Origin of the sequence: Pseudomonas sp. CP-1 (assembly GCF_021213715.1) — a bacterium.
Classification (GTDB): Bacteria; Pseudomonadota; Gammaproteobacteria; order Pseudomonadales; family Pseudomonadaceae; genus Pseudomonas; species Pseudomonas aeruginosa.
In genome coordinates, this window is sequence record NZ_JAJQKY010000001.1 from 258,963 (window position 1) to 284,365 (window position 25,403).

23 protein-coding genes and 4 tRNA genes are annotated in these 25,403 nt (G+C 65.1%); 16 read left to right on the forward strand and 11 right to left on the reverse strand.

The features are described from left to right. Positions 1-63: 63 nt before the first annotated feature. From ltaE to LT948_RS01235, 7 genes are all read left to right on the forward strand, one after another. On the forward strand, positions 64-1,068 hold the full coding sequence (ltaE, locus tag LT948_RS01205; RefSeq protein ID WP_016263814.1) for a low-specificity L-threonine aldolase: 1,005 nt from the start codon (positions 64-66) through the stop codon (positions 1,066-1,068). 121 nt (positions 1,069-1,189) lie between these two features. Further along, entirely contained in the window at positions 1,190-3,814 is a 2,625-nt protein-coding gene (gene alaS, locus LT948_RS01210) for an alanine--tRNA ligase (protein ID WP_003112602.1), read from the forward strand. Between the two features lie 147 nt (positions 3,815-3,961). Beyond that, complete coding sequence (locus tag LT948_RS01215; RefSeq protein WP_003085971.1) at positions 3,962-5,200, forward strand: aspartate kinase; 1,239 nt, start codon at positions 3,962-3,964, stop codon at positions 5,198-5,200. Positions 5,201-5,384: 184 nt separating this feature from the next. Then, positions 5,385-5,570 carry a carbon storage regulator CsrA gene (gene csrA / locus LT948_RS01220; RefSeq protein ID WP_003085981.1) on the forward strand — a complete coding sequence of 62 codons (186 nt, stop codon included), beginning with the start codon at positions 5,385-5,387 and terminating at the stop codon, positions 5,568-5,570. A 61-nt stretch (positions 5,571-5,631) separates the two neighbouring features. Next, positions 5,632-5,722 (forward strand) — tRNA-Ser (locus LT948_RS01225). Between the two features lie 117 nt (positions 5,723-5,839). Further along, positions 5,840-5,916 (forward strand) — tRNA-Arg (locus LT948_RS01230). A gap of 111 nt (positions 5,917-6,027) precedes the next feature. Beyond that, positions 6,028-6,104: transfer RNA gene (locus LT948_RS01235), tRNA-Arg, on the forward strand. Between the two features lie 97 nt (positions 6,105-6,201). Here the strand turns inward: LT948_RS01235 and alpR are convergent. Further along, a complete protein-coding gene (gene alpR, locus LT948_RS01240) occupies positions 6,202-6,915 on the reverse strand; it encodes a transcriptional regulator AlpR (protein ID WP_003085982.1) in 714 nt (237 codons plus the stop codon). A gap of 170 nt (positions 6,916-7,085) precedes the next feature. Between alpR and LT948_RS01245 the strand changes: the two genes are divergently transcribed. From LT948_RS01245 to LT948_RS01265, 5 genes are all read left to right on the forward strand, one after another. Further along, entirely contained in the window at positions 7,086-7,616 is a 531-nt protein-coding gene (locus tag LT948_RS01245; RefSeq protein ID WP_003085984.1) for a hypothetical protein, read from the forward strand. A 164-nt stretch (positions 7,617-7,780) separates the two neighbouring features. Continuing rightward, complete coding sequence (locus tag LT948_RS01250) at positions 7,781-8,155, forward strand: phage holin family protein (RefSeq protein WP_003085986.1); 375 nt, start codon at positions 7,781-7,783, stop codon at positions 8,153-8,155. Beyond that, entirely contained in the window at positions 8,148-8,423 is a 276-nt protein-coding gene (locus LT948_RS01255; RefSeq protein ID WP_003085989.1) for a phage holin family protein, read from the forward strand. Before LT948_RS01250 ends, LT948_RS01255 begins: the two co-directional genes overlap by 8 nt. A 91-nt stretch (positions 8,424-8,514) precedes the next feature. Beyond that, positions 8,515-9,018, forward strand: a complete 504-nt coding sequence (locus tag LT948_RS01260; protein ID WP_003111746.1) for a phage neck terminator protein — start codon at positions 8,515-8,517, stop codon at positions 9,016-9,018. 52 nt (positions 9,019-9,070) lie between these two features. Next, the gene (locus tag LT948_RS01265) at positions 9,071-9,556 is read left to right on the forward strand and encodes a hypothetical protein (RefSeq protein ID WP_020751013.1); all 486 of its coding nucleotides are present in this window, start codon (positions 9,071-9,073) and stop codon (positions 9,554-9,556) included. A 45-nt stretch (positions 9,557-9,601) separates the two neighbouring features. Here the strand turns inward: LT948_RS01265 and LT948_RS01270 are convergent, their stop codons facing one another. Beyond that, entirely contained in the window at positions 9,602-10,117 is a 516-nt protein-coding gene (locus LT948_RS01270; RefSeq protein WP_003111747.1) for a DUF4124 domain-containing protein, read from the reverse strand. A gap of 326 nt (positions 10,118-10,443) precedes the next feature. Here LT948_RS01270 and mgtE point away from each other — a divergent pair, with 326 nt between their 5' ends. Next, the gene (gene mgtE, locus LT948_RS01275) at positions 10,444-11,892 is read left to right on the forward strand and encodes a magnesium transporter (protein WP_003085996.1); all 1,449 of its coding nucleotides are present in this window, start codon (positions 10,444-10,446) and stop codon (positions 11,890-11,892) included. A 49-nt stretch (positions 11,893-11,941) separates the two neighbouring features. Here mgtE and LT948_RS01280 read toward each other — a convergent pair whose 3' ends face one another. The 3 genes from LT948_RS01280 to rimO form a co-directional block, all read right to left on the reverse strand. Beyond that, complete coding sequence (locus LT948_RS01280) at positions 11,942-12,334, reverse strand: hypothetical protein (RefSeq protein WP_003085997.1); 393 nt, start codon at positions 12,332-12,334, stop codon at positions 11,942-11,944. Then, positions 12,327-12,788, reverse strand: coding sequence for a DUF1456 family protein (locus LT948_RS01285; protein WP_003104756.1), 462 nt, complete (start codon positions 12,786-12,788; stop codon positions 12,327-12,329). The genes LT948_RS01280 and LT948_RS01285 overlap by 8 nt, the downstream gene beginning before the upstream one ends. Before the next feature lie 62 nt (positions 12,789-12,850). Further along, positions 12,851-14,173 carry a 30S ribosomal protein S12 methylthiotransferase RimO gene (rimO, locus tag LT948_RS01290; RefSeq protein WP_003086001.1) on the reverse strand — a complete coding sequence of 441 codons (1,323 nt, stop codon included), beginning with the start codon at positions 14,171-14,173 and terminating at the stop codon, positions 12,851-12,853. 246 nt (positions 14,174-14,419) lie between these two features. Between rimO and LT948_RS01295 the strand changes: the two genes are divergently transcribed. Further along, entirely contained in the window at positions 14,420-16,324 is a 1,905-nt protein-coding gene (locus tag LT948_RS01295; RefSeq protein ID WP_003086004.1) for a potassium transporter Kup, read from the forward strand. A 53-nt stretch (positions 16,325-16,377) separates the two neighbouring features. On the opposite strand, the gene LT948_RS01300 is transcribed toward LT948_RS01295, so the two are convergent. The 3 genes from LT948_RS01300 to mprF all read right to left on the reverse strand — a co-directional run bounded on the left by LT948_RS01300 (position 16,378) and on the right by mprF (position 21,017). After that, positions 16,378-16,926, reverse strand: a complete 549-nt coding sequence (locus LT948_RS01300; protein ID WP_009315320.1) for a cytochrome b — start codon at positions 16,924-16,926, stop codon at positions 16,378-16,380. Between the two features lie 160 nt (positions 16,927-17,086). After that, positions 17,087-18,370 (reverse strand): virulence factor family protein, encoded by a 1,284-nt coding sequence (locus LT948_RS01305; protein ID WP_023092150.1) that lies wholly within the window; start codon positions 18,368-18,370, stop codon positions 17,087-17,089. 1 nt (position 18,371) lies between these two features. Next, a complete protein-coding gene (gene mprF, locus LT948_RS01310) occupies positions 18,372-21,017 on the reverse strand; it encodes a bifunctional lysylphosphatidylglycerol flippase/synthetase MprF (RefSeq protein WP_023097930.1) in 2,646 nt (881 codons plus the stop codon). A gap of 248 nt (positions 21,018-21,265) precedes the next feature. On the opposite strand from mprF, the gene LT948_RS01315 reads away from it, so the two are divergent. Next, positions 21,266-21,625 carry a hypothetical protein gene (locus tag LT948_RS01315; RefSeq protein ID WP_003104747.1) on the forward strand — a complete coding sequence of 120 codons (360 nt, stop codon included), beginning with the start codon at positions 21,266-21,268 and terminating at the stop codon, positions 21,623-21,625. Positions 21,626-21,639: 14 nt separating this feature from the next. Here LT948_RS01315 and LT948_RS01320 read toward each other — a convergent pair whose 3' ends face one another. Together LT948_RS01320 and LT948_RS01325 are read right to left on the reverse strand one after the other, a co-directional pair. After that, on the reverse strand, positions 21,640-21,954 hold the full coding sequence (locus tag LT948_RS01320; protein WP_003109929.1) for a transcriptional regulator: 315 nt from the start codon (positions 21,952-21,954) through the stop codon (positions 21,640-21,642). Between the two features lie 178 nt (positions 21,955-22,132). Further along, positions 22,133-22,209, reverse strand: a tRNA-Met gene (locus tag LT948_RS01325). Between the two features lie 146 nt (positions 22,210-22,355). Here LT948_RS01325 and dinB point away from each other — a divergent pair. Beyond that, positions 22,356-23,405 carry a DNA polymerase IV gene (gene dinB / locus LT948_RS01330; protein ID WP_003086018.1) on the forward strand — a complete coding sequence of 350 codons (1,050 nt, stop codon included), beginning with the start codon at positions 22,356-22,358 and terminating at the stop codon, positions 23,403-23,405. A gap of 6 nt (positions 23,406-23,411) precedes the next feature. Here the strand turns inward: dinB and LT948_RS01335 are convergent, their stop codons facing one another. Then, positions 23,412-25,340, reverse strand: coding sequence for a sulfatase-like hydrolase/transferase (locus LT948_RS01335; protein WP_003109931.1), 1,929 nt, complete (start codon positions 25,338-25,340; stop codon positions 23,412-23,414). Positions 25,341-25,403 lie beyond the last annotated feature (63 nt).

Sequence of the window (25,403 nt, forward strand, 5' to 3'; positions counted from 1 at the left end):
CCCTTGTGGCTGTCGGTAGAGCGCCGTAGGATCGGGCTTTTCCGCCGAACCGAGGAGCCCTCCGTGCCTGTCATCGACCTGCGCAGCGACACCGTCACCCAGCCCACCGCCGGCATGCGCGAAGCCATGGCCGCGGCCGAACTGGGCGACGACGTCTATGGCGAGGACCCTACGGTCAACCGCCTGGAGGCCGAACTGGCGGCGCGCCTGGGCTTCGCCGCGGCGCTCTTCGTACCGACCGGGACCATGAGCAACCTGCTCGGATTGATGGCCCACTGCGAGCGCGGCGACGAATACATCGTCGGCCAGCAGGCGCATACCTACAAATACGAGGGCGGCGGTGCCGCGGTGCTGGGCTCGATCCAGCCGCAGCCGATCGACGGCGAGGCCGACGGATCGCTCGACCTGGACAAGGTCGCGGCGGCGATCAAGGCCGACGACTTCCATTTTGCCAAGACCCGCCTGCTGGCCCTGGAAAACACCATGCAGGGCAAGGTGCTGCCGCTCGACTACCTGGCCGCGGCGCGCGCTTTCACTCGCGCGCGTGGCCTGGCCCTGCACCTGGATGGCGCGCGCCTGTACAACGCGGCGGTGAAGCTGGGCGTAGACGCCAGCGAAATCACCCGGCACTTCGACTCGGTGTCGGTGTGCCTGTCCAAGGGCCTCGGTGCGCCGGTGGGCTCGGTGCTTTGCGGCAGCGTCGAACTGATCGGCAAGGCCCGTCGCTGGCGCAAGATGGTCGGCGGCGGGATGCGCCAGGCCGGTCTGCTGGCGGCTGCCGGCCTGTACGCCCTCGATCACCAGGTGGCACGCCTGGCCGACGACCACGCCAACGCCGCGCGCCTGGGCGACGGGCTGCGCGAACTGGGCTATGCGGTGGAGCCGGTGCAGACCAACATGGTCTACGTCGATGTCGGCGAGCGGGCGGTCGCGCTGCGCGACTTCCTCGCCGAGCGCGAGGTGCGGATCAGCGCGGCGGCGCGTTTGCGCCTGGTCACCCACCTGGACGTTTCCGCCGAGTCCATAGGACAAGTACTGGATGCCTTCGCGGCCTTTCGTCGCTCATAAGCGAAAAGGTCGGCAATAGGCAATAACTATCGCGCAAATACACTACAACCTTGCCCAAGGGCCGATATAATGCGGCCCTTTGCCGGCGATTCGTGGCCGCCAATTTTCCGTGGAAGAACCTATGAAAAGCGCTGAAATCCGTGAAGCCTTCCTCCGCTTCTTCGAAGAGAAGGGACACACCCGTGTCGCTTCCAGTTCGCTGATCCCGGCGAACGATCCGACCCTGCTGTTCACCAACGCGGGCATGAACCAGTTCAAGGACTGCTTCCTCGGCCTGGAAAAGCGCGCCTACACCCGTGCGACCACCAGCCAGAAATGCGTGCGCGCCGGCGGCAAGCACAACGACCTGGAAAACGTCGGCTACACCGCGCGGCACCACACCTTCTTCGAAATGCTGGGCAACTTCAGCTTCGGCGACTATTTCAAGCGCGACGCCATTCATTACGCCTGGGAGTTCCTCACCGGCGAGAAATGGCTGAACCTGCCCAAGGAAAAGCTCTGGGTCACCGTCTACGCCACCGACGACGAGGCCTACGACATCTGGACCAAGGAAGTCGGCGTGCCCGCCGAGCGTATGGTGCGGATCGGCGACAACAAGGGCGCGCCCTATGCGTCCGACAACTTCTGGGCGATGGGCGATACCGGACCCTGCGGTCCCTGCACCGAGATCTTCTTCGACCATGGGCCGGAGATCTGGGGCGGCCCGCCCGGTTCGCCGGAAGAGGACGGCGACCGCTACATCGAGATCTGGAACAACGTGTTCATGCAGTTCAACCGCACCGCGGACGGCGTCATGCACCCGCTGCCGGCGCCGAGCGTGGACACCGGCATGGGCCTGGAGCGCGTCAGCGCGGTACTCCAGCACGTGCACTCGAACTATGAGATCGACCTGTTCCAGAACCTGCTGAAAGCCTCCGCCGAGGCCATCGGCTGCGCCAACGACGACGCGCCGTCGCTGAAGGTGGTAGCCGACCACATCCGTTCCTGCAGCTTCCTGATCGCCGACGGCGTGCTGCCGTCCAACGAAGGTCGCGGCTACGTCTTGCGGCGGATCATCCGCCGCGCCTGCCGCCACGGCAACAAGCTGGGCGCCAGGGGCACCTTCTTCCACAAGATCGTCGCAGCGCTGGTCGCCGAGATGGGCGATGCCTTCCCCGAGCTGAAGCAACAGCAGGCACACATCGAGCGCGTGCTGAAGACCGAGGAAGAGCAGTTCGCCAAGACCCTGGAGCAAGGCCTGAAGATCCTCGAACAGGACCTTGCCGAACTGCAGGGCAGCGTGATTCCCGGCAACGTGGTGTTCAAGCTGTACGACACCTATGGCTTCCCGGTCGACCTGACCAATGACATCGCCCGCGAGCGCGAGCTGACCATCGACGAGGACGGCTTCGAGCGCGAGATGGAGGCCCAGCGCGAGCGCGCCCGCGCTTCCAGCGCCTTTGGCATGGACTACAACAGCCTGGTCAAGGTCGACGGCGAGACCCGCTTCCTCGGCTACCAGGGTGTCTCCGGCGCTGGACAGATCGTCGCGCTGTTCAGGGACGGCCAGGCCGTCGAGCGCCTGGAGGAGGGCGAGGAGGGCGTCGTGGTCCTCGACCAGACGCCGTTCTACGCCGAGTCCGGCGGCCAGGTCGGCGACAGTGGCTACCTCGAGGCGGCTGGCGTGCGCTTCGACGTGCGCGATACCACCAAGGCCGGCGGCGCGCACCTGCACCACGGCGTGGTCGCCCGGGGCAACCTGAGCGTTGGCGGCGCGGTCAAGGCCGAGGTCGACGCTTCGGTACGCCAGGCCACCGCGCTCAACCACTCCGCGACCCACCTGCTGCATGCCGCGCTGCGCCAGGTACTGGGCGACCACGTACAACAGAAGGGCTCGCTGGTGGACAGCCAGCGCCTGCGTTTCGACTTTAGCCACTTCGAGGCGATCAAGGCGGAACAACTGAAGGCCCTGGAGGATATCGTCAACGCCGAAATCCGTCGCAACACCGAGGTCGAGACCGAGGAAACCGATATCGACACCGCCAAGGCCAAGGGCGCCATGGCGCTGTTCGGCGAGAAGTACGGCGACCAGGTGCGCGTACTGAGCATGGGCGGCGATTTCTCCGTCGAGCTGTGCGGTGGCACCCACGTATCCCGCACCGGCGACATCGGCCTGTTCAAGATCACCAGCGAGGGTGGCGTGGCTGCCGGCGTACGCCGTATCGAGGCGGTCACCGGCGCGGCGGCGCTGGCCTACCTGAACGGTGCCGAGGAGCAGCTCAAGGAAGCCGCCAGCCTGGTCAAGGGCAGCCGCGATAACCTGCTGGACAAGCTCGGCGCACTGCTGGAGCGCAACCGCTCGCTGGAGAAGGAGCTGGAACAGCTCAAGGCCAAGGCTGCCAGCGCGGCCGGCGACGACCTTTCGGCGGCTGCGGTGGAAATCAAGGGCGCGAAGGTACTCGCCGCGCGCCTCGATGGTCTGGACGGCAAGGCGCTGCTGGCGCTGGTCGACCAGTTGAAGAACAAGCTCGGTCGCGCAGTGATCCTGCTCGGCGGCGAGCTGGACGGGAAGGTTGTACTGGTCGCAGGCGTGACCCAGGACCTGACCGGCCAACTGAAGGCCGGCGAGCTTATGAAGCAAGCCGCGGCGGCAGTTGGTGGCAAAGGTGGCGGACGCCCGGATATGGCCCAGGGCGGCGGCACCGATGCAGCGAAATTGGACGAGGCCCTGGCCCTGGCCCAGCGCTTCGTCGAGCAAGGGCTCTGATGCCATGCCGGCCCCGCGCCAGAGCGACGCGGAGCCGGGCGGCCAGCGCCCCTTGATGCCCGGCCGGCGGTGCGCCCCGCCAGTCCGGGTAGCGAAAGAATGTGGCAGGTTCAAAAGGGCGCCCTTCACGGAATCAGGCGGTTTGAAATGGCTTTGATCGTACAGAAGTTTGGAGGGACCTCCGTCGGCACCGTCGAGCGTATCGAGCAGGTGGCCGAGAAGGTGAAGAAATTCCGCGAAGCGGGCGATGACGTCGTCGTGGTGGTATCCGCCATGAGCGGCGAGACCAACCGTCTGATCGGCCTGGCCAACCAGATCATGGAGCAGCCGGTTCCGCGCGAACTGGACGTCATGGTCTCGACCGGAGAGCAGGTGACCATCGCCCTGCTCAGCATGGCCCTGATCAAGCGCGGCGTGCCGGCGGTCTCCTATACCGGCAACCAGGTGCGTATCCTCACCGACAGCGCGCACACCAAGGCGCGCATCCTGCACATCGACGACACCCATATCCGCGCCGACCTCAAGGCCGGCAGGGTCGTGGTGGTCGCCGGTTTCCAGGGCGTCGACGGCAACGGCAACATCACCACGCTGGGCCGCGGCGGTTCCGATACCACCGGGGTGGCCCTGGCGGCGGCGTTGAAGGCCGACGAATGCCAGATCTACACCGACGTCGACGGCGTCTACACCACCGATCCGCGCGTAGTGCCGCAGGCCCGCCGGCTGGACAAGATCACCTTCGAGGAAATGCTGGAAATGGCCAGCCTCGGTTCCAAGGTGCTGCAGATCCGGGCGGTCGAGTTCGCCGGCAAGTACAACGTTCCGCTGCGCGTGCTGCACAGCTTCCAGGAGGGTCCGGGCACCCTCATTACTATCGATGATGAAGAGGAATCCATGGAACAGCCGATCATCTCCGGCATCGCCTTCAACCGCGACGAAGCCAAGCTGACCATCCGTGGCGTACCCGATACCCCCGGCGTGGCCTTCAAGATCCTCGGGCCGATCAGTGCCGCCAATGTGGAAGTCGACATGATCGTGCAGAACGTGGCGCACGATAACACCACCGACTTCACCTTCACGGTGCATCGCAACGATTACCTGAATGCCCTGGAAATTCTCAAGCAGACCGCCGCCAACATCGGCGCGCGCGAAGCCATCGGTGACACCAACATCGCCAAGGTTTCCATCGTCGGCGTCGGCATGCGTTCGCACGCCGGCGTGGCCAGCCGCATGTTCGAGGCGCTGGCCAAGGAAAGCATCAACATCCAGATGATCTCCACCTCGGAAATCAAGGTTTCCGTGGTGATCGAAGAGAAGTACCTGGAACTGGCGGTACGTGCCCTGCACACGGCGTTCGAGCTCGACGCGCCGGCGCGACAGGGTGAGTGACGCTGGCAGGCGAAAGGCGCGGCAACCCCGCGCCTTTTGTCGTTTTTGACCGTTCGGCAGGAACTTTCATTCCGGCGGGACTGGTCAATACTGGGTGAAGGATCGCGCTCTTGATTTCTGCGGATCCGCCGCCATTTCTTTTTTGCAGACTGTTGTCCTGAAATATTCGCGTGAGGAGAAAGGAATGCTGATTCTGACTCGTCGGGTCGGAGAGACCCTGATGGTAGGTGACGACGTCACCGTGACGGTACTGGGTGTCAAAGGGAACCAGGTGCGCATCGGCGTCAACGCGCCGAAGGAAGTCGCCGTGCACCGGGAGGAAATTTACCAGCGCATCCAGAAAGAGAAAGATCAAGAGCCAAACCATTAATTTTTATCTAATTTTCCCTTTGCAAACGGGGTAAAGATGGGTATCATGCGCCCCGTGTTGCGGAGAGGTGGCCGAGTGGCCGAAGGCGCTCCCCTGCTAAGGGAGTACACCTCAAAAGGGTGTCGGGGGTTCGAATCCCCCCCTCTCCGCCATTCAAGTGTTAGAGGTTGATTCAGGCGGCGAAAGCCATCTTGGTAACTAAGTTACTGATTTGATTGAAAAAATCGCTTGACGGATAAAATCCACAATCTATAATGCGCCCCCACGACGCACTCATAGCTCAGCTGGATAGAGTACTCGGCTACGAACCGAGCGGTCGGAGGTTCGAATCCTCCTGAGTGCGCCATATTTCGAAGGGTTCCTCTCGTCAGGGGCTCGACGGACGAAGGATCGACAGTTGCGGTCTTTCACGGTAAAACAAGCGTTACCGGCAGGTGGCCGGAAAAAGCACCGACACGCACTCATAGCTCAGCTGGATAGAGTACTCGGCTACGAACCGAGCGGTCGGAGGTTCGAATCCTCCTGAGTGCGCCATACCGAAAGGGCCTGCAGCAATGCAGGCCCTTTTTCTTTGCCCGGGATTTTTCTTCCGCCGGAATGCGGCCCCGTCGTCAGGCGGGGCGGGAAGGGGTCAGACCAGCACCGAGTACCAGAACACCCGGCCGATCACGTTGATGTGCTCGGCGGCTTCCTGGGGCTCGTAGCGCTCGTCCGGGTGCTCGTCGCTGTTGAAGCTGCGAATGCGCAGGCCGCCGCCCGGAAGGCGGTAGAGCAGTTTCACGCGCAGTTGGCCGTCGTGGTCGAAGGCGTACATGTCGCCGTCCTTGATCGTCCGCGCGCTAGTGTCCACGCCTACCGTGCTGCCGTCCGGCAGCACCGGCTCCATGCTGTTGCCGCTGACCGTGACGCAGGCGGCGCTGGCCGGATCGATGTTCTTCTTGCGCAGGGTGTACTTGCCGAAGCGCAGCTTGCGCCCGCCGGTCTGCAGGATCACCGTGCTGCCCTTGCCGCCGGACAGCTCGATCTCCTTGTAGAAGGGCAGTTCGATCTCGTCGGCATCCAGGGGCGTTTCGTCGTCCCATGACTCTACTGCGCCAAGCCAGCTGGCATTGGGTCCTGCGTTCGCCTGGCCGCGCTCGGCGAGCATCTCGCCGCGACCTTCCGCCAGCCACAGGGGGTTGACGCCGCAGGCGCCGGCGATCTGCGCGACGAAGCTGGTGGCGCGGGACTTGCCGCGCTCTAGATCGGAAATGGAGGTCTGGGTCATGCCTACCGCCTGGGCAAGCTGGACCTGGCTGAGATGGGCGTGCTTGCGCGCCGCCTTGATGCGATCTTTGAGTTCCATAGGTGGCAAGACTAAGGGTGTGCCTGTGGCATTGCAAGCGTCCGTATATGGGTATTACCATAATTTCAGCGCTTTCCTACTCGCCTCGGGTAGGACGGCGGCCCAACACAGCCACTGCGGGTGGCTAATGCGAGCGGCCAGCCAGGTGGGCCGGCCAAGGAGGGAATACCATGTTTCAAAGTACCGAGCAGGCGCTGGCCGTGGCCTACTGGATGTTCGAGCACCAGCCGGGACCGAAGTCGTCGACGGCGATGGTGATCGATGGTCTGCGCGAGCGCTTCGATCGCAGCTTCATCGAACACCTGCCCAGCGGTTTGAGTCCGCACGAATGGCAGGCCCAGGCGGTGATGACCGTGCGTTTCGCCCAGCGCCAGCTGGCTGCGCACCCACTGGAGCTGGCGGTGGTGCGGGCCGAGTTCGCCCGCGGGCGGGATTTCGTCCTTGGCCTGGCGGCTTTGCGCGACTGGCTGAAGCCCGGGGCCGACCCGATCGAGCAGCGGGCAACCCTGGCCTTGCTGATGCGCATGTTCCGTCGTCCGCCGTCGAGCATCCGCGAGATCGAGCGACTCAGCGGCCTGTCGAAGAGCACCCTGCATCGCTGGGACAAGGAATGGCGCGAGCGGGTCGTCGCTTTGCTGCGCCAGGCCTTGCAGCGACTGGAGGAGCCGATGGCGGAGGTGGGGATCGTGGGCGAGCGCTAAAAAAATTTCTGTATAAAAACGGGTTTTCCCATATTGACGCTATGGGACGATAAAGGTATAAATTCTCCACGATTGAAATTCCTCTGGCCGAAGCCCGCCGATGCGGGCTTCGGCCGTTCCGGGCCCGCCTTTTCGGCGGGCCTTTGCATTTTCGGGAGTCATCCATGTCCGAGCCAAGCTCTGCGGCCTCCGCCGCCAGCGCAATGGCTGGCGTCGGCCTGGCCATGTACCTGCCGGGTATCGATGGCAACGCCTTGCTGGGAGGCTTCGGCGGCGCCATCTTCTTTGTCGTGTTCGCCCGTGACTACAACGCCCTGACCCGCCTCGGCTATCTGCTGGTGTCCTGGGTCGGCGGCTATTACGCCGGAATCGAGGCGCTCGGCCGCGGGTTGACCCAGACCAGCGGCATGGCCGCCTTCGTCGCCGCGACCCTGTGCGTGACCGGCGGCATCGGCATGCTCGAGTGGATGCGTGGCGGTGAACTGCCCAACTGGATGCGCGGGCTGTTGCGCCGCCGGGGAGGCAAGTCCGATGGTTGATCCGCTGTCCACCCTGACCGTGCTGGTCTGCTCGGCGATCTGCATGCGCCTGATCACCTATCGCCGCGCCGGCGCGCGTTTCCGCCCCGGCGTTTCCCTGTGCGCCTACCTGCTGGCGTTGTGCACCGGCTGCCAGGCGCTGGGAATAGTGGCCGGGCTGTATCGCGCCGAGCACCTCTCGCCGTGGATGCTCGGGGTACTGCTGGTGCTGCTGGTCCTGCTGTTGCAGGCGCGCGGCAACCTGGCGCGGGTCCTGCGCCTGCATTGAACGAACGTACTTCGCTCCGGCCTGGCCGGCGGTTGTATCCGCCGCGTCGGTGCCTGTCCGTCATCCATCCATCCTGAAAAAGGAGTTCGCCATGTCCAGTGCAACCGTGCGCCTGGATCACGTCGCCCTGCGCGAAACGTTGCGGCAGTTGTTCGGCCTGCCCGCCGGCAGCGTCATCGATGCCGATCAACTGCTGGCCCCGCCGGCCATCCCCTTCATGACCTTGCGCCTGGAGTCCTCGAGCCTGCTTGGCAAGGTGCGGCGGGAGTTTTCCGCCAGTGGCGAGCAGGAGTCCCTGCTGGCCAGTTGCGAGAGCATCTTTCGCCTGACCTGGCATGGTCCCGAGGCGCACCAGTACCTGCAGGATGCCCGCTGCCTGCTGCAGTCAGGCAATGCCGGCGAGCGCCTGCGCGTGCTGAAGGCCAGCCTGCTGCGCCTGACGCCCATCGAAAACCTGTCCGTCGTGCAGGATGGCCAGGCGCTGGGACAGGCTCGTTTCGACCTTGTTCTCGCTCACGAACACGTGCTGCTCGTCGACCTCGAGCGCACCGCTTCCGGGCAGGCCTCCGGGGGGACGGGTGGAACGGCTTACTAGAGGTCGTTGCGATGCATCGTAGCGATGCCATCCATACATAGAGAAGAGATCCATGGTCATGTTGATCAGTCGTCGCGTCGGCATCGTTCGCCTGGATGCGGTGATTTCCGAAAACCTCGCGCAGGCTGCCGGGAGTGTCGTCGAGACGGGGCAAGAGGCTGCCGTCAGCGCGCGCGGCGACCAGCTCATCACCATCGTCGGCAGCATTGTCGACCATGCGCCCGCTGACGAGCCGTTGCCCTCCTTGCTGCCGATGGAGGGAGGCAGCCGCGCGTTGAACGAGTACCGTGTGCGCAAGGGCATCGCTGCCTTGACTTCACTGCAAGGCGCTTCCGAAACGGTGGACGTGCAAACGGGATTCCACCTGTATCGCGGTCTGTTCATCACGCGCGTTGTTGCCCGGCGAACCGCAGAAAGAGGATTGAGCCTGACCATAACCGCCAGCCAGAGGCGTGCGCGGCGGGTAGGCGGTAGGCTGCTGAAGACTGTCGTCCGTCTTTTCCATGCGGGCAGGGCGACACCCTGCCCGGCACGCTAAAGGCGATGCCGGTCCTGCTTTCATCGGTATGAGGTCGGCCCGGCCTTAGCTCCCGGGATCGACTCGCTCCACCCGGTACCTTCCCTTTCCCTTCACGCATCCCTCCTGATCGAAGCTCACGCTTCTCGCTCCCCGTCGCTTGTCGGCCTTGTACTGATAACGCACCTCCGCATTGTTCCCGCTGACCCGGTCCGGCTTGCCCAGCGCCCGCTCCACATCGGAGCGGGTCATTCCCGCCATGATCCGCTGCTCCACGATCGCCTTGCGGCGTTCCTTCTCGTCCAGGCGTCTTCCGCAGCGATCTTCTCTTTCTCCGATCACCGCGAGCGGCACGTTTTTCCGGCCGATGGACGCCTTTTTCGTCTTCGTCTCGGCCATCGGCGTGACGCTCCTGCCTCCCGGCGGCGGGTTGTCCGCCACGACGGTCTCGCCGGCCTGCCCGGCGGGGCAACCGAGTTGGGTGAAGCTGACATGGCCGCTGGCGTCTTCGCAGCGGAATACCGCAGCGGCCTCGCAGGTGGACGCCAGCGAGAGGAGGAGAAGGAGGGACAGGGAACGCATGGCCGGCACTCCGGGTCGGATAAGGGTGAGTGCAGGCTAACGCGTTGCCTTTTTCCGCGGGGCCGAGTGTCCTGAGTGAAATTTCCGGCGTCGCAGTCAGGCGTCGAGTGACGATGAACTTTGTGCCGCAAGCGCTTGTTCTTGCCGCCATTTTGTAACGCGCAAAACGCAAGCGGAGTGTTATCATTATCCGTATCTGCCCCGAGAGGGCCCTTGGAACACCCCCATGGACTTACCCAGTAGAAACTCGAACAGTTTCCCGTTTGACCAATCACGTTTCTGATTGACCCCTTTGGCGTGCTCCGCTACTGGGGGTGGAGCGCGCTATGACCGAAGTAGAAGCCAAGAAGCCGCAGGAAAGCCTGCAGGACCGCCTAGCGCAGGTGGTCGAGCTGCTGCATCGCCACAAGGTGGTGGAGGACCTGACCCATCGTCAGGAAGGCCAGCACCATGACCGGGTGGAAAACCTCGTCCACCGCCAGAATCTCGTAGAACTCCAGCGCAAGCTGGAGGAACTGCACCCCGCCGACATCGCCCACATCCTCGAATCGCTGCCGCTGGACGACCGCCTTACGGTCTGGCAGCTGGTCAAGTCCGAGGACGACGGCGACATCCTCCTCGAAGTCTCCGACGCGGTCCGGGAAACCCTGATCGCGGACATGGACGACCACGAGATCATCGCCGCGACCAAGGACCTGGACGCCGACGAACTCGCCGACCTGGCGCCGGAACTGCCGCGCGACGTGGTCCATGAACTGATGGAAAGCCTCGACGCGCAGCAGCGCGAGCGAGTGCGTTCGGCGCTGTCCTACGAGGAGGACCAGGTCGGCGCGCTGATGGACTTCGAGATGGTCACCATCCGCGAGGACGTCAGCCTGGAAGTGGTGCTGCGCTACCTGCGCCGCCTGAAGGAACTGCCCGGGCATACCGACAAACTGTTCGTGGTCGACTACGACGGCGTGCTCAAGGGCGTGCTGCCGATCAAGCGCCTGCTGGTCAACGATCCGGACAAGCAAGTGCTGGAAGTCATGGCCACCGACCCGGTGACCTTCCACCCGGACGAGGACGGCTACGACGCCGCCCAGGCATTCGAGCGTTACGACCTGATTTCCGCGCCGGTGGTGGACAAGGGCGGCAAGCTGATCGGTCGTCTGACCATCGACGAGATGGTCGACCTGATCCGTGAGGAGAGCGAAAGCGAAGTCCTCAACATGGCCGGTCTGCGTGAAGAAGAAGACATCTTCGCCTCGGTCTGGAAGTCGGTGCGTAACCGCTGGGCCTGGCTGGCCACCAACCTGATCACCGCCTTCGTCGCCTCGCGGGTGATCGGCCTGTTCGAAGGCTCCATCGAGAAACTGGTGGCGCTGGCCGCGCTGATGCCGATCGTTGCCGGCATCGGTGGCAATTCCGGCAACCAGACCATCACCATGATCGTCCGCGCCATCGCGCTCGACCAGGTACAGCCGACCAGCAACAGTCGCAACCGCCTGCTGCGCAAAGAGCTTGGCGTCGCGCTGGTCAACGGCCTGGCGTGGGGCGGAGTGATCGGCGTGGTGGCCTTCTATCTTTACGGCAACTGGGAACTGGGCGTGGTGATGACCGCCGCGATGACCCTGAACCTGCTGCTGGCGGCGATGATGGGAGTGCTGATCCCGATGACCCTGCATCGTTTCGGACGCGATCCGGCGATGGGCTCCAGCGTGATGATCACTGCGATGACCGACAGCGGCGGTTTCTTCATCTTCCTCGGCCTGGCGACGATCTTCCTGATGTAGCCGGAGCGCCATGCAAGAAGCCGCCCACGGGCGGCTTTTTTCATGGCGGTCAGATCAGCGGGGAAACCTTCGGTGGCGACCAGGACAGCACGCTCAGGCAGCGATCGCCGCCATTGACGAAATACTCGTCGACGGCCTTGGTCTCGCGGGCGACGAAGCCCTCGCGACGGCATTCCTGGTCCAGCCAGCCGCCTTGCTCGACCCGGTACAGCCAACCCTCGGATGCCGCACAGGCTGGCCAGAATTCCAGCAGGTCGGCAGCGTCGAGCTGGCGCAGGCCTTCGACTTCGACGAACTCGACGCGCCAGGTGCGCTGGTTGGCGAGGTCGCGGACGAGGATGGTGAGGCCGGCGCGATCCTGGCGGCACTCCAGGAACCAGGGGTCGACGCAGGGCGGCGCCTGGAGCAGAACCGCCAGCAGCGGCTCCGCGCGTTCAGCCACGGACGCGCAGGGTCAGGCCCTTGAGGAAGTTGCGCAGCAACTGGTCGCCGCAGGTCCGGTAGTTGCTATGGCCGGGCTTGCGAAACAGGGCGCTCAGCTCGGGTTTGGAGACCGGGAAGTCGACGCTGTCGAGGATGGCATGGAGGTCTTCCTCCTTGAGTTCGAAGGCGACCCGCAGCTTCTTCAGGATCATGTTGTTGCTCAACGGCAGCTCCAGCGGTGGTAGCGGACGCGACTCGTCGCGTCCGCGGCGCTGGATGATCAGTCCGTCCAGGCAGCGCGCCAGGTAGCGGTCGGGGCAGGCCTGGAAGCCGTCTTCGTCTTCCTTCTTCAGGTAAGCCTCGAGCAGGTCCGCTTCGACTTGCTCACCGAACGGGGCGGCCAGTTCGGCCAGATGTGCATCGGGAAGATCCAGCAGGTAGCGCAGGCTGCGTAGTACGTCGTTGTTGAGCATCGTGCTCTCCGGAACGGTTGGCGATGAAAAAGCCCCGCGGGGCGGGGCTCTTCAGGGAGGGCTCAGACCAGCTCGGCCCAGAGGTCGTATTCGTCGGCATCGGTGATGCGCACGCGGACCTTGTCGCCCGGCTTCAGCTCGTCGCTGTCGACGAACACGTTGCCGTCGATTTCCGGAGCGTCGGCCCAGGAGCGGCCGACCGCGCCCTGTTCGTCGACTTCGTCGATCAGCACTTCGATTTCCTTGCCCACCTTGAGCTGCAGGCGAGCGGCGGAAATCGCCTGCTGGTGGGCCATGAAGCGTTCCCAGCGGTCCTGCTTGACCTCGTCCGGCACCGGCTCCAGGCCCAGCTCGTTGGCCGGAGCGCCTTCGACGGGGGAGTACTGGAAGCAGCCGACGCGGTCGAGCTGGGCTTCCGTCAGCCAGTCGAGCAGGTACTGGAAGTCTTCTTCGGTTTCGCCCGGGAAGCCGACGATGAAGGTCGAGCGGATGGTCAGTTCCGGGCAGATCTCGCGCCACTGCTTGATCCGGGCCAGGGTCTTGTCCTCGAAGGCCGGGCGCTTCATGGCCTTGAGCACCTTCGGGCTGGCGTGCTGGAAGGGGATGTCGAGGTACGGCAGGAGCTTGCCGGCGGCCATCAGCGGGATCACGTCGTCGACGTTGGGGTACGGGTAGACGTAGTGCAGGCGAACCCACACGCCCATGCTGCTCAGCGCCTCGCAGAGTTCCTTCATGCGGGTCTTGACCGGCTGGCCGTTCCAGAAGTCGGTCTTGTACTTCAGGTCCACGCCGTAGGCGCTGGTGTCCTGGGAAATCACCAGGAGTTCCTTGACCCCGGCCTTGACCAGGCGCTCGGCCTCGCTCAGCACGTCGCCGACCGGCCGGCTGACCAGCTTGCCGCGCATGGACGGGATGATGCAGAAGCTGCAGCTGTGGTTGCAGCCTTCGGAAATCTTCAGGTAGGCGTAGTGGCGCGGGGTCAGCTTGACGCCTTGCGGCGGGACCAGGTCGACCAGCGGGTTGTGTTCGGTCTTCGGCGGCACCACTTCGTGCACCGCGGTAACCACCTGCTCGTACTGTTGCGGGCCGGTGACCGCCAGCACGCTGGGATGCACGTCGCGGATCGCGTGCTCTTCCACGCCCATGCAGCCGGTGACGATGACCTTGCCGTTCTCGGCGATGGCTTCGCCGATCACTTCCAGGGACTCGGCCTTGGCGCTGTCGATGAAACCGCAGGTGTTGACCACCACGACGTCGGCGTCTTCGTAGGTCGGGACGACCTCATAGCCTTCCATGCGCAGCTGGGTGAGGATGCGCTCGGAGTCGACCAGCGCCTTGGGGCATCCAAGACTGACGAAGCCGACTTTGGGAGTGGGGGTGGACATGGCTAACCTCGGTAGGCGGGCGCGCTTGCTGGCGCCTCTGATCAAAAAGTGCGCAATTCTAGCGGCAGCGCCGCGGCTTTTCCAGTCTCCCGTGCAGCTCTTTTCCGGCCCTGGAAAAACTCTCCGCGGGCGCTCGGCAATCGGCTCCCCGGCCTTCTATAGTCATAGCAGTCCGGGGCCTCGGCGCTTGCATCGCGGACGGCATGGGCGCAGCATTTGCCGAATTTTTCCGGGGGAAAGCGTTTCATGAGTGATGCAGCGACGCGTGCCGAGGAGACGTCGGAGGGGCATTCCAGCTCTGCCATCGGCCTGATGGTCGGGGCGGTTGGAGTCTGCTATGGGGATATCGGCACCAGTCCCTTGTATACCCTGAAAGAGGTCTTCATCGGCGGCTACGGGGTGCAGGCCAACCACGATGGCGTCCTTGGCGTGCTGTCGCTGATCTTCTGGTCGCTGGTCTGGGTCGTTTCCATCAAGTACGTGATCTTCGTCCTGCGTGCCGACAACCAGGGCGAGGGCGGGGTGATGGCGCTGTCGGCCCTGGCGCGCCGGGCGGCGGCGCCGTTCGGCAGGCTGCAGACCTTCGTGGTGGTTGCCGGCCTGATCGGCGCGGCGCTGTTCTACGGCGACAGCATGATCACCCCGGCGATCTCGGTACTGTCGGCGGTAGAAGGGCTGGAGATCGCCTTCGACGGCCTGGAGCACTGGACGGTACCGCTGGCGCTTATCGTGCTGATCGGCCTGTTCCTGATCCAGAAGCACGGCACCGCGCGGATCGGCATCCTGTTCGGCCCGGTCATGGTGCTCTGGTTCGGCGCCCTGGCGGCGCTGGGTGTCTACGGGGTGATCCAGCAGCCGGAAGTGCTGCAGGCGATGAACCCTGTATGGGCCGTGCGTTTCTTCGGCTCGCATCCCGGCATCGGTGTCGCCATCCTCGGCGCCACCGTACTGGCGCTGACCGGCGCCGAGGCGCTGTACGCCGACATGGGCCACTTCGGTCGCAAGCCGATCGCCCGTGCCTGGTTCCTGCTGGTGCTGCCGGCGCTGGTGCTGAACTACTTCGGCCAGGGCGCGACCATCCTTTCCAACGCCGAGGCGGCGCGCAACCCCTTCTACCTGCTGGCGCCCGGCTGGGCGCTGCTGCCGATGGTGGCGCTGTCCACCCTGGCCACGGTGATCGCCTCCCAAGCGGTGATCTCCGGCGCCTTCTCCCTGACCCGTCAGGCGATCCAGCTCGGCTACGTGCCGCGGATGACCATCCAGCACACTTCCAGCCACGAGCAGGGGCAGATCTACATCGGCGGGGTGAATTGGGCGCTGATGGTCGGCGTGGTCCTGCTGGTGCTCGGCTTCGAGTCCTCGGCGTCGCTGGCGGCGGCCTACGGCGTGGCGGTGACCGGAACCATGCTGATCACCACCCTGCTGATGGGCGTGGTGATCTGGCGCCTGTGGAAATGGCCGCTGTGGCTGGGCGTCCCGTTCTTCTGCGTGATGCTCGCGGTGGACAGCCTGTTCTTCGCCGCCAACCTGCCCAAGGTGATCCAGGGCGGCGCCTTCCCGGTCATCGCGGGTATCGTCATCTTCATCCTGATGTCCACCTGGAAGCGTGGCCGCCAACTGCTGGTGGAGCGTCTCGACGAGGGCTCTCTGCCGCTCTCGGTGTTCATTTCCAGCATGCGCGTGCAGCCGCCGCACCGGGTCCAGGGGACCGCGGTGTTCCTTACCGCGCGTACCGACGCGGTGCCTCACGCGCTGCTGCACAACCTGTTGCACAACCAGGTGCTGCACGAGCAGGTGGTGCTGCTCACCGTGGTCAACGAAGACAGCCCACGGGTTTCGCCGGATCGCCGTTTCGAGGTCGAGGCCTATGGCGACGGATTCTTCCGGGTGATCCTGCACTTCGGCTTCATGGAAGAGCCGGACATCCCGGCGGCCTTGCGCCTGTGCCATCTCAACGAACTGGACTTCAGCCCGATGCGCACCACCTACTTCCTCAGCCGGGAGACGGTGATTCCATCCAAGCGCATCGGCATGGCGCGCTGGCGCGAGGGGCTGTTCGCCTTCCTGCTGAAGAACGCCAACGGCAACCTGCGCTATTTCAACCTGCCGCTCAACCGGGTGATCGAGTTGGGAACCCAGGTCGAGATCTGATCCGTTCCGCTGCAAAAAAAGCGCCCGACTGGGCGCGTTTTTTTGCACGTTTCTCAGCGCCGTTGCGGCAGCATCCGTACCAGGGTGTTGTCGCGGCTGACGAAGTGATGGAAGAGCGCCGCGGCGGCGTGCAGGCCGATCAGGAAATAACCGGCGTTGCCGATGGTTTCGTGCCATTCCTTGATTTGCCCAGCGAGGTCGGGGTTCTTGTCGATCAGCGGCGGTAGCTCCAGGCCGAAGAACGGTATCGGCTTGCCGGCGGCGCTGAGGATCAGCCAGCCGGCGAAGGGCAGGCCGATCATCATCAGGTAGAGGGCGTAGTGCATCAGCCTGGCCAGCGTCGCCTGCCAGGCGGGGATGGCGGGCTCTATGCGCGGGGTAGGGGTGGCCAGGCGCACCAGCAGGCGCAACCAGACCAGCAGGAAAACGCTCAGGCCAAGCATGAAGTGCCATTGCTTGAGCAGTTCGCGGGTTTCGCTGCCCTTGGGGAAATTGCCCTTCAGTTCGATACAGGCGTAGACCCCGGCGATCAGCAGCAGGGTCAGCCAGTGCAGGGCAATGGTCAGGCTCCCATAACGGGATTCGGTGTTTTTCCAGCTCATCACGGTTCCTTCTCTTCGGCTCTCGGGAGCCCGCTCTGCGGCGGGTCGGCCGGTATTCTCGGCGGCTCCGCTGAAGCCAGCCTGAATGCCCCCGGCAGGCTCAGTCTAGCTGGCGCCGGCCGGGGACAAGAAGGGCGGAGCGGGGAGAGCTTGATCGCGATCAGGCGTCGGGAGCGTTCTCGCGGTCGCGGATGGCCTGGAGCATCTTCTTCGCCAGGGACAGGTAGTCCTCGTCGAAGTGGTGGCCGCCCGGCAGTTCGAGCTTCTCGCCGACGGCCTGGGATTGGGTACAGCCGCTTTCGTCCTTTTCTTCGGCGCCATAGATGCAGAACACCTTGGCCGCCGGCAACCTGGCCATTTCCGGGCCGGTGGCGGCTTCCTCGCCGGCCTTGCCCAGCCAGCCTTCCACTTCGATCTCGAAGCTGCCGGTCCGCGCCAGCGCCAGCAGCAGCATGGCTTTCACTTGTTGCTGGTCCTTTCCGGGCAGGCGGTTGTAGATCGCCGGCAGGATGTCGGCGCCGAACGAGTAGCCGGCCAGGACGAAACGTTTCGCGCCCCACTTCTCGCGGTAGTGTTGCATCAGCTTGGAGAGGTCGGCGGCGCTCTGTTCCGGGCTTTTGTGTTGCCAGTAGTAGCGCAGGGTGTCGATGCCGACCACCGGGTAGCCCATGCTCGCCATATGCTCGGCAGAGTCCTTGTCCAGGTCGCGCCAGCCGCCGTCGCCGGAATAGAACAGGGTGACGATGTCCGAGGGTTGCGCCGCGGGGACCTCGAGTACCGGCAGGGCCTCGGCGTTGCCTTGCAGTTGCAGGCGCAACTGATGGGCGAGCACGTCGGACAACGGGGTGTCGTAGTCGCTGATGCTGGTTTCCGCGCTCGACTGCTTGCGGACGAAGACCGCGGTGTCGTCGTCCGGGTTGTCGTTCCAGGCCAGCAGCCACTGGCCGTGCGCCGCCTGATGCGGCAGCGGGGCGTCGCAGTCGCGCTCGGCCAGGGCAATGTCGAAGCCGACCGAGAGCGCCTTGGCCTTGTCGTCGTCCTGGCTGGCGAGCCAGCGCCAGGCGGTGGTCGAGCCCGGGCCGATGCCGGCGACCAGGTTCGGCTTGCCGCCGAGGCGGGCAATGACCGCTTCGAGCCGGGACTGCTGCGCCCTGCAATCGCTGTTTTCCGGGGGGAAGTACTGGATCACCCGGGCGGCGCTGTCGTGAGCCAGGTTCAGCATCTGGGCGTCGTTCAGTTGCTGTTCGGGGGCGGCGATCACCACCACCCGCGAGCGCGGCTTCTCGCCGGGTTCGGCAAGGGTGGCGTGGCCGCCGTCGTCGAGGTCCAGGGCTTCCAGTTTCGCCTGGGCCGCCGGTCGGCTCCAGAGCAGCAGGGCGGCACCGACGATCAGCACCAGGGCGGCGACCAGAAAACGGCGCCAGTGACGTTTCACGACAGACATATCAGCGTTTCACCAATCCAGTCAGGCCGCCGGCGATCAGCGCGGCGGTATCGGCCAGGGCCACCAGCGGGTCGAGCCCGGCTGGCACGGCCAGGTAGCGGGGTTCCCAGTCGGGCTGGAACTTGTCCTTGAAGCGTCGCAGCCCCTGGAAATTGTAGAACTGTTCGCCCCGCCGGAAGACCAGCGCGCCCAGGCGCTGGGTCAACGGCGCGCCGCGCCTTGGCTGGAGCCCGGCCAGCGGCACCATGCCGAGGCTGAAGCGCGCGTGGCCCTGGGCCTTGTAGTGGAGGATGAGGCCGAGCATGAGGAACTCCATGGTCAGCTTCGGCGCGTCCGGGTGCACGCGCATCAGGTCGAGGCTCGCCAGTTCGCGGCTGTCGGTTTCCAGCAGGTTGGCGAAGGCCACCGGCTTGCCCTGGTGGCGGACGATGGCGATGCGGAAGAAGTTCAGGTACGCCGGGGTGAAGCGGCCCAGGGAGAAGCCTTTCTCGCGCACCTGCTTGCCGCCCAGCCAGGCGTCCGATATCGCCTTCAGCTCGTCCAGCGGAGCCTGGCCCGGTTCATGGAACTCCAGGGCCAGGCCGTCGCGCTGGCCGCGGTTCCAGGTGTAGCGCAGGTCTTTCATTTCCTTGCCCTTGTTCTCCAGGTCAAAGCGCAGCAGGTCGACTCGCGCTTCTTCGCCGAGCTTGAGGGCGGTCAGGCCGATGTCCATGTAGAACGGCAGGTTCTCGGCACGCACCTGGTAGAACACCGGGCGGGCATGGTGCAGGTCGCAGAGGTCGCGGAACTGCCAGATCAGTTCGGCGCGCTGCATGGCCGGGCCGATCGGGTCGTACAGGGCGATCATGCTGCGACCGCGGCGGGCGTACATGAGGAAAGCGTCGTCGCCCTCATGGAAGAGCAGGGCCTTGTCGCCGGTCAGGGCCAGGCCGCCATCCGGCTGGTCCGAGTGGCGGATGATCCGCGCCGCGCGCTGCAGCTCTTCCGCGTTCGGCTCGCGGATCGCCGGCGGTGCCGCGCGCAGCAGCCAGCCAAGGGCCAGGGCCAGGAGCAGCAGGCAACTGCCGAGGGCGGCGCGCAGGGCGCGCGGGGCGTCGGCGTCCAGGGCGAACTGCCACCAGAGCTGGTTGCTGTAATGCACGTCCTGGTTGGCGAACAGCAGCAGCCAGACCGAGGCGCCGACCACGCAGATGCTGGCGCCTACATAGAGCGGCGAGAAGGGTACTTCCATCAGCCGGCTGGGACGGTAGAAGGAGCGGCGGAACATGGCGAGCAGCGCGGCGGTCAGGCTCAGCAGGCTGGCTTCTTCCCAGTCGAAGCCTTTCAGCAGCGAAAGCAGGGCGCCCACCAGCAACAGCACCAGGGTCAGGGCCCAGGCGGCCGACAGCCGTCGGCGCAAACCCTGCGCGAGCAGGAGGCAGAGCACGCCGATCAGGCTGGCGACCAGGTGCGAGGCATCGATCAGGCGATGTGGAATGAGGAAGCCGAGGTGCTCCAGGCGGGTGTCGATCGCCGGCGTGGCGCCGGAAAACAGCAGCACGACACCGGAGAGGAAGACCAGGATCGCCAGGATCGGTGCGGCGAAACCCGAGGCGACGCGGATCGCCTGGCGCGTCACCCACAACCGGCGCGCTTCGAGGAACAGCAACAACAGGCAGGCCAACAGCAGCGGCAGCACCACGTAGATCAAGCGGTACAAGAGCAGGGCCGCGGCCAGCGGCGCGGCGCCCAGTTGGCCGGCGAACGCGGCCAGCAGCACCGCCTCGAACACCCCGACTCCGCCCGGTACGTGGCTGAGTACGCCGGCGGCCAGGGCGAGCAGGTAGACCAGCAGGAACGCCGCGAAGGGTGGGGTTTCCGGCAGCAACAGATAAAGGACGGTAGCGGCGGCGGCGACGTCGAGGGCGGTGATCAGCAGTTGCAGCAGCGACAGGCGCAGGCCTGGCAGGCGCAGGCTGCGGCGGCCGAGGCGGACCAGCAGGCTGTCGGGGGACGGCCGTTCTCCCGGCAGACGGTGCCGGGCCAGGAACGCCACCAGGCCGACAGCCAGCAACAGGACGGCGATCGCGATGACGGCGACCAGGGCGTGGGGCAGGTGCAGCGCCGACGCCGCATCGTCGAGATTGCAGAGTGCGGCGAGTGCCGCCAGCACCGGCAGTGCGCAGCCCAGGGAAAGGCTGGCAAATAGCGTCATCCGGGCAATTTCGGCAGCGCCGATGCCATGCCGGGAATACAGTCGGTAGCGTACGGAGCCGCCGGAAAGCAGCGACAGGCCTACCGCATTGCCGATGGCGAAGGCGCTGAAACCGCCGGTGGCCAGGCTGCGCATGGGCAGCGTGACGCCAGCGAAGCGGCTGGCCGACCACTCGTAGCCGAGCAGGATGACGAAGCCGAGGGCGGTCGCGCTCAGGGCGCCGAGCAGCGCCGGCCTGGGCACGTCGGCGATGGCATCGTGGAGGGCGCCGGGATCGATCTCCCGTAGCAGGTGGTAGCAGGCCACCAGCGCCAGGCCGAACAGCAGCAAGGTGAAGACCAGGCCGATGGGCTGGCGGTAGGCGGTAATCCGATCGATCAGCCGGATGCGTTGTGGGGACGCGGGAGAGCTGGGTGGAGCGGGATGTTCTGGAACGGGAGCGTCGGTGCGCATCAGCCACCTCATGGGAATTTGCGCGACAGAGTATGGCCTCTCGGGCGAGTTCCCAAGTGGTCGCAGCAGATTTTTTCTGTGCGGGGCGGCGTCCTGTCACAGGGAGAAGACCGCCGGGTTTTGCAGGAGTTGCGTCGGCGAAGTGGCCGAAGGCCATTTGCTGGTATTCGTTCAGCGATGGTTCAGCTTGCCGTGGGCATAGTGGCGGCTTGCACTGTCCGACCATTTCCGAGGGGGGAAGGGTGACGATGATCCAGGCGGGCATTCATGTCGGCGCCGGAGTCGTGCTGGGCGTGGCCGCTGGATGGTGGCTGGGGGATTGGGAACAGTCGTTGCAGGTCAAGGATTCGGTGGCGCGGGTCGATTGCCTGTTGTACGGCGCCCTGCTGGTGGTGTTGCTCCGCCACGACGGTTGGTTGCGCCGCCTGGGCCTGTTGGGCCTGGGGCTGTTCTGCGGTTCCCTGCTGGTCTATTCGGTGAATCCGGCCAGCCTGTTCGCTGCGAAAGAGTCCTGGAGCCTTGCGCGGATCTCCATGCGGGCCTTCGGTCCGCTGGTGATGCTGGTCGTGGGGATGGCCTGCGCGCGCCTGGCACACGAGTTGCGCTGACGCAGGCGTTGCGCTCACGCCGGAGTCAGGTGACGCGATTCCTCGCGGTATTCCTTCAACCAGCGCAGCACTTCCACGGCCTCCCAGCGAGAGGGGTCGTACAACGCATAGATCTCGCCCTGGTAGCCGACCACATCGAGCGGCCGGTGGAAGCCGGCGCGCTGGAACAGCGCCTCGATCTCGGCGAAGCAGGTGTTGAAGTGCACGCGGGTGAACGGCGTCTTGCCGTCGGTGACCAGGCCGTCCATCTGCAGTTCGTCCACTGCCTGGCGGATGTCGTCGAGTCCCATCCGGTTCACGCTGCGCTTCAATTGTTCGACGTTCAGCATCTGTCTGTCCTTTCCGTATCCGTTACCGAGCATTCATCGAAGGCTGAGCTGGCTGTACGAATATACAGTTAAATGTGCGATGATGCGAGCGAACGGAGGGCGAGGCGATGCAGTGGAGCACGAGTGTCGGAATGCAAAAAGCCCCGGCGCTATCGCTAGTGCCGGGGCTTTTCGAATGTGGTTGCGGGAGCTGGATTTGAACCAACGACCTTCGGGTTATGAGCCCGACGAGCTACCAGACTGCTCCATCCCGCGTCTGTGTGGGCGCATTCTACGGACTCTCGTCGGGCTGTCAATCGATTTTTCGAAAAAAGTGTTTTTTCTTCAAATGCTTAGCGCTTGCCCAATGCTAGAATTCGGCGCTCCGGGGCAGGCCCGGCGGGGCTTGTAGCGAGATTCCGGTGCGGAAAATCATCCATATAGACTGCGACTGTTTCTACGCCGCCCTCGAGATGCGCGACGACCCCAGCCTGCGCGGCAAGGCGCTGGCGGTTGGCGGTTCGCCGGACAAGCGCGGAGTGGTCGCCACTTGCAGCTACGAGGCGCGAGCCTATGGCGTGCGCTCGGCGATGGCCATGCGCACGGCGCTCAAGCTGTGTCCCGATCTGCTGGTGGTGCGCCCTCGTTTCGATGTCTACCGGGCGGTGTCGAAGCAGATCCATGCGATCTTCCGCGATTATACCGATCTGATCGAGCCGCTTTCGCTGGACGAGGCCTACCTGGACGTCAGCGCTTCGCCGCATTTCGCCGGTAGCGCCACGCGGATTGCCCAGGACATCCGCCGCCGGGTGGCCGAGGAGCTGCACATCACCGTTTCGGCGGGCGTCGCGCCGAACAAGTTCCTGGCCAAGATCGCCAGCGACTGGCGCAAGCCGGACGGGCTGTTCGTGATTACCCCGGAGCAGGTCGACGGGTTCGTCGCCGAGTTGCCGGTGGCCAAGTTGCATGGCGTCGGCAAGGTCACGGCGGAGCGCCTGGCGCGGATGGGCATCCGCACCTGCGCCGACCTGCGCCAGGGCAGCAAGCTGAGCCTGGTGCGCGAGTTCGGCAGCTTCGGCGAACGCCTGTGGGGACTGGCCCATGGTATCGACGAGCGACCGGTGGAAGTCGACAGCCGGCGCCAGTCGGTGAGCGTCGAATGTACCTTCGATCGCGACCTGCCGGACCTGGCGGCTTGCCTGGAGGAACTGCCGACCCTGCTCGAGGAGCTGGACGGACGCCTGCAACGCCTGGATGGCAGTTATCGGCCGGACAAGCCGTTCGTGAAACTGAAGTTTCACGATTTCACCCAGACCACGGTGGAACAGTCCGGCGCCGGGCGCGACCTGGAGAGCTACCGGCAATTGCTCGGCCAGGCCTTTGCCCGTGGCAATCGTCCGGTGCGCCTGATCGGCGTCGGCGTGCGCCTGCTCGACCTGCAGGGCGCCCACGAACAACTCAGGTTGTTCTGATGCTCCTCATGGCCTCAACGAAGTCGCGAGGTTCCGCGGCGACGGCTCTTCCCCTACCGGCAAGGCGCTGAAACGGCCGAGATCCTGCAGCAGTTCCAGGCGTGCTGCACGGAGCGGGCCGCGTATGGCTTCCTGTTGTTCCACGTCGAGCGGGCGGTCGTCGCCATCGCTCACCGGACCGTGGTGACGGTCCGCGCCACGCAGTGGGAAGCTCACCTTGAAGCCTTCGCCCAGGTAGGCGATGCGCGTGGTATCGGCGCTCACCGCATAGTCGCGATGGTAGTCCGCTGCGAGCAGGTCCTGTCCCAGCGAGTAGTCGCGGGGCGGATTGCGTACGCCCAGCAGCGGCAGGAGCGTTGCGGGCAGGTCGATGTGGCTGGTGATGCCGCGGACGGCACGGGGCGCCTGTCCGGGAATGCTCAGCACGGCGACGGTGCCGGTCTGGTAGCGATTGAACTCGGTATTGTGGCCCCAGCGCGAGCGTTCCATGAACTCTTCCCCATGGTCGCCGAGCACCACTACCGCGGTGTTTTCCAGCAGGTGCTGGTTTTCCAGGTGCTGCAGCAGGCGGCCGATCTGTGTATCGACTTCGCGCACGGCATTCAGGTAGCGGTTCTTGATCAGCGGCATCTGCGCCTGGAAATCGGTGGTCAGGTAGTTGAAGTTGACCAGATAGGGGCGGATTTTCGCGGTCTCGTCGCGGAAGCTGTAGTTGGCGTGGCTCGACTCGAGGAACAGGCAGGCGAAGAACGGCCGGTCGGGTAGTCGGCGATCGACGAAGCGCAGCAGGTCGTCGGTGTTCCGGGCGTCGCGCTGCCAGGCAGGCTCCGGGCTATCCAGCACGTGCAGGTCCTGGGGGCGCAGGTTGACGAACACGCTGCGGTCGAAGGGCGGATAGCTGAAACGTTGCGCGGCATTGATCCGGAACTGGTAGTTCTGCTGCCTGAGTACCTCCATGAGCACCGGCGGCTGGCCGGCCTTCAGCACGGCGTCCCAGTAGCCGCCGTGCAGCCCGTAGAACATGCCGAAGACGCCCATCTGGGTCAGGTTGCCGCTGCTGTAGTGGTTGTCCAGGCGGATCGCCCGGTTGGAGAAGTCCCACAGCCTGGGCATGTAGCGCGGATCGAGCATGTCCCCGCGGAGCGACTCGGCGACGATCCAGACGATGTTCAATGGGTGCGCCGGGGCGCTGATCTCCAGCGGCCGGAGCGGATAGTGCAGGTCGCTCTGCTGCTGGAGCAGCTCGCGCTGGGTGGGCGTCGGCTGGATGCCCAGGCTTCGCGCCAGGCTGCGGACGGTCAATGGCAGGTACAGCGGATAGCGTTCGCTGGCCAGCAGGATCGGCCGGTAGTCGCGCAGGGAGCTGAACGCATAGGCCAGGCGTTCGCCCAGGGCCAGGCAGAGGAAGGCCGCCAACAGGTAGCGCCAGGCGCGCCGAGGGAGCGCGGGAAGGCGTTCGCGGCTGACCTGGCAGGCGCTGTACAGCAGCACCTGCAGACAGAGCAGGGCCAGGGCCGCCAGGCTTGCGCTGAGCAGGGTGCCGTCGCCGCTGCCGAGGCTGGAGAGGCCGCCGGGCGAGACCAGCAGGCCGATGCTGAAACCGTTGAGGTGGAATCCGTACAGGTCGTAGAGGGTGCGGTCGGCGTAGAGCAGTATCTGTACCGCCGCGCTGCCGACGATGGCCAGCACGCCTGCCAGCCACGGACTGAGGCGCACGGGAAGGCGGTCATGGAAATGCAGGAGCAGTCGGCAGGCGAGGTACACCGGGACTATATAAAGGAAGGCGTAGCTCAGGCTGGCAGCGACGCTCCAGAGCGGCAGCCAGGCGTCGTCGAAGACGATCCCGTCCTGCAGGCGCAGCACCTGCCAGAGCACCACCAGCCACGACAACAGAAAGAAGCGGTTGAGTGTCTCGGTGCTGGGTGGGGCGAACATCAAGCGTCTCCGGGCGAGGATGCGGAAGCCTAGGGACGTGGTGGTCAAGCGGGAATGAAATGG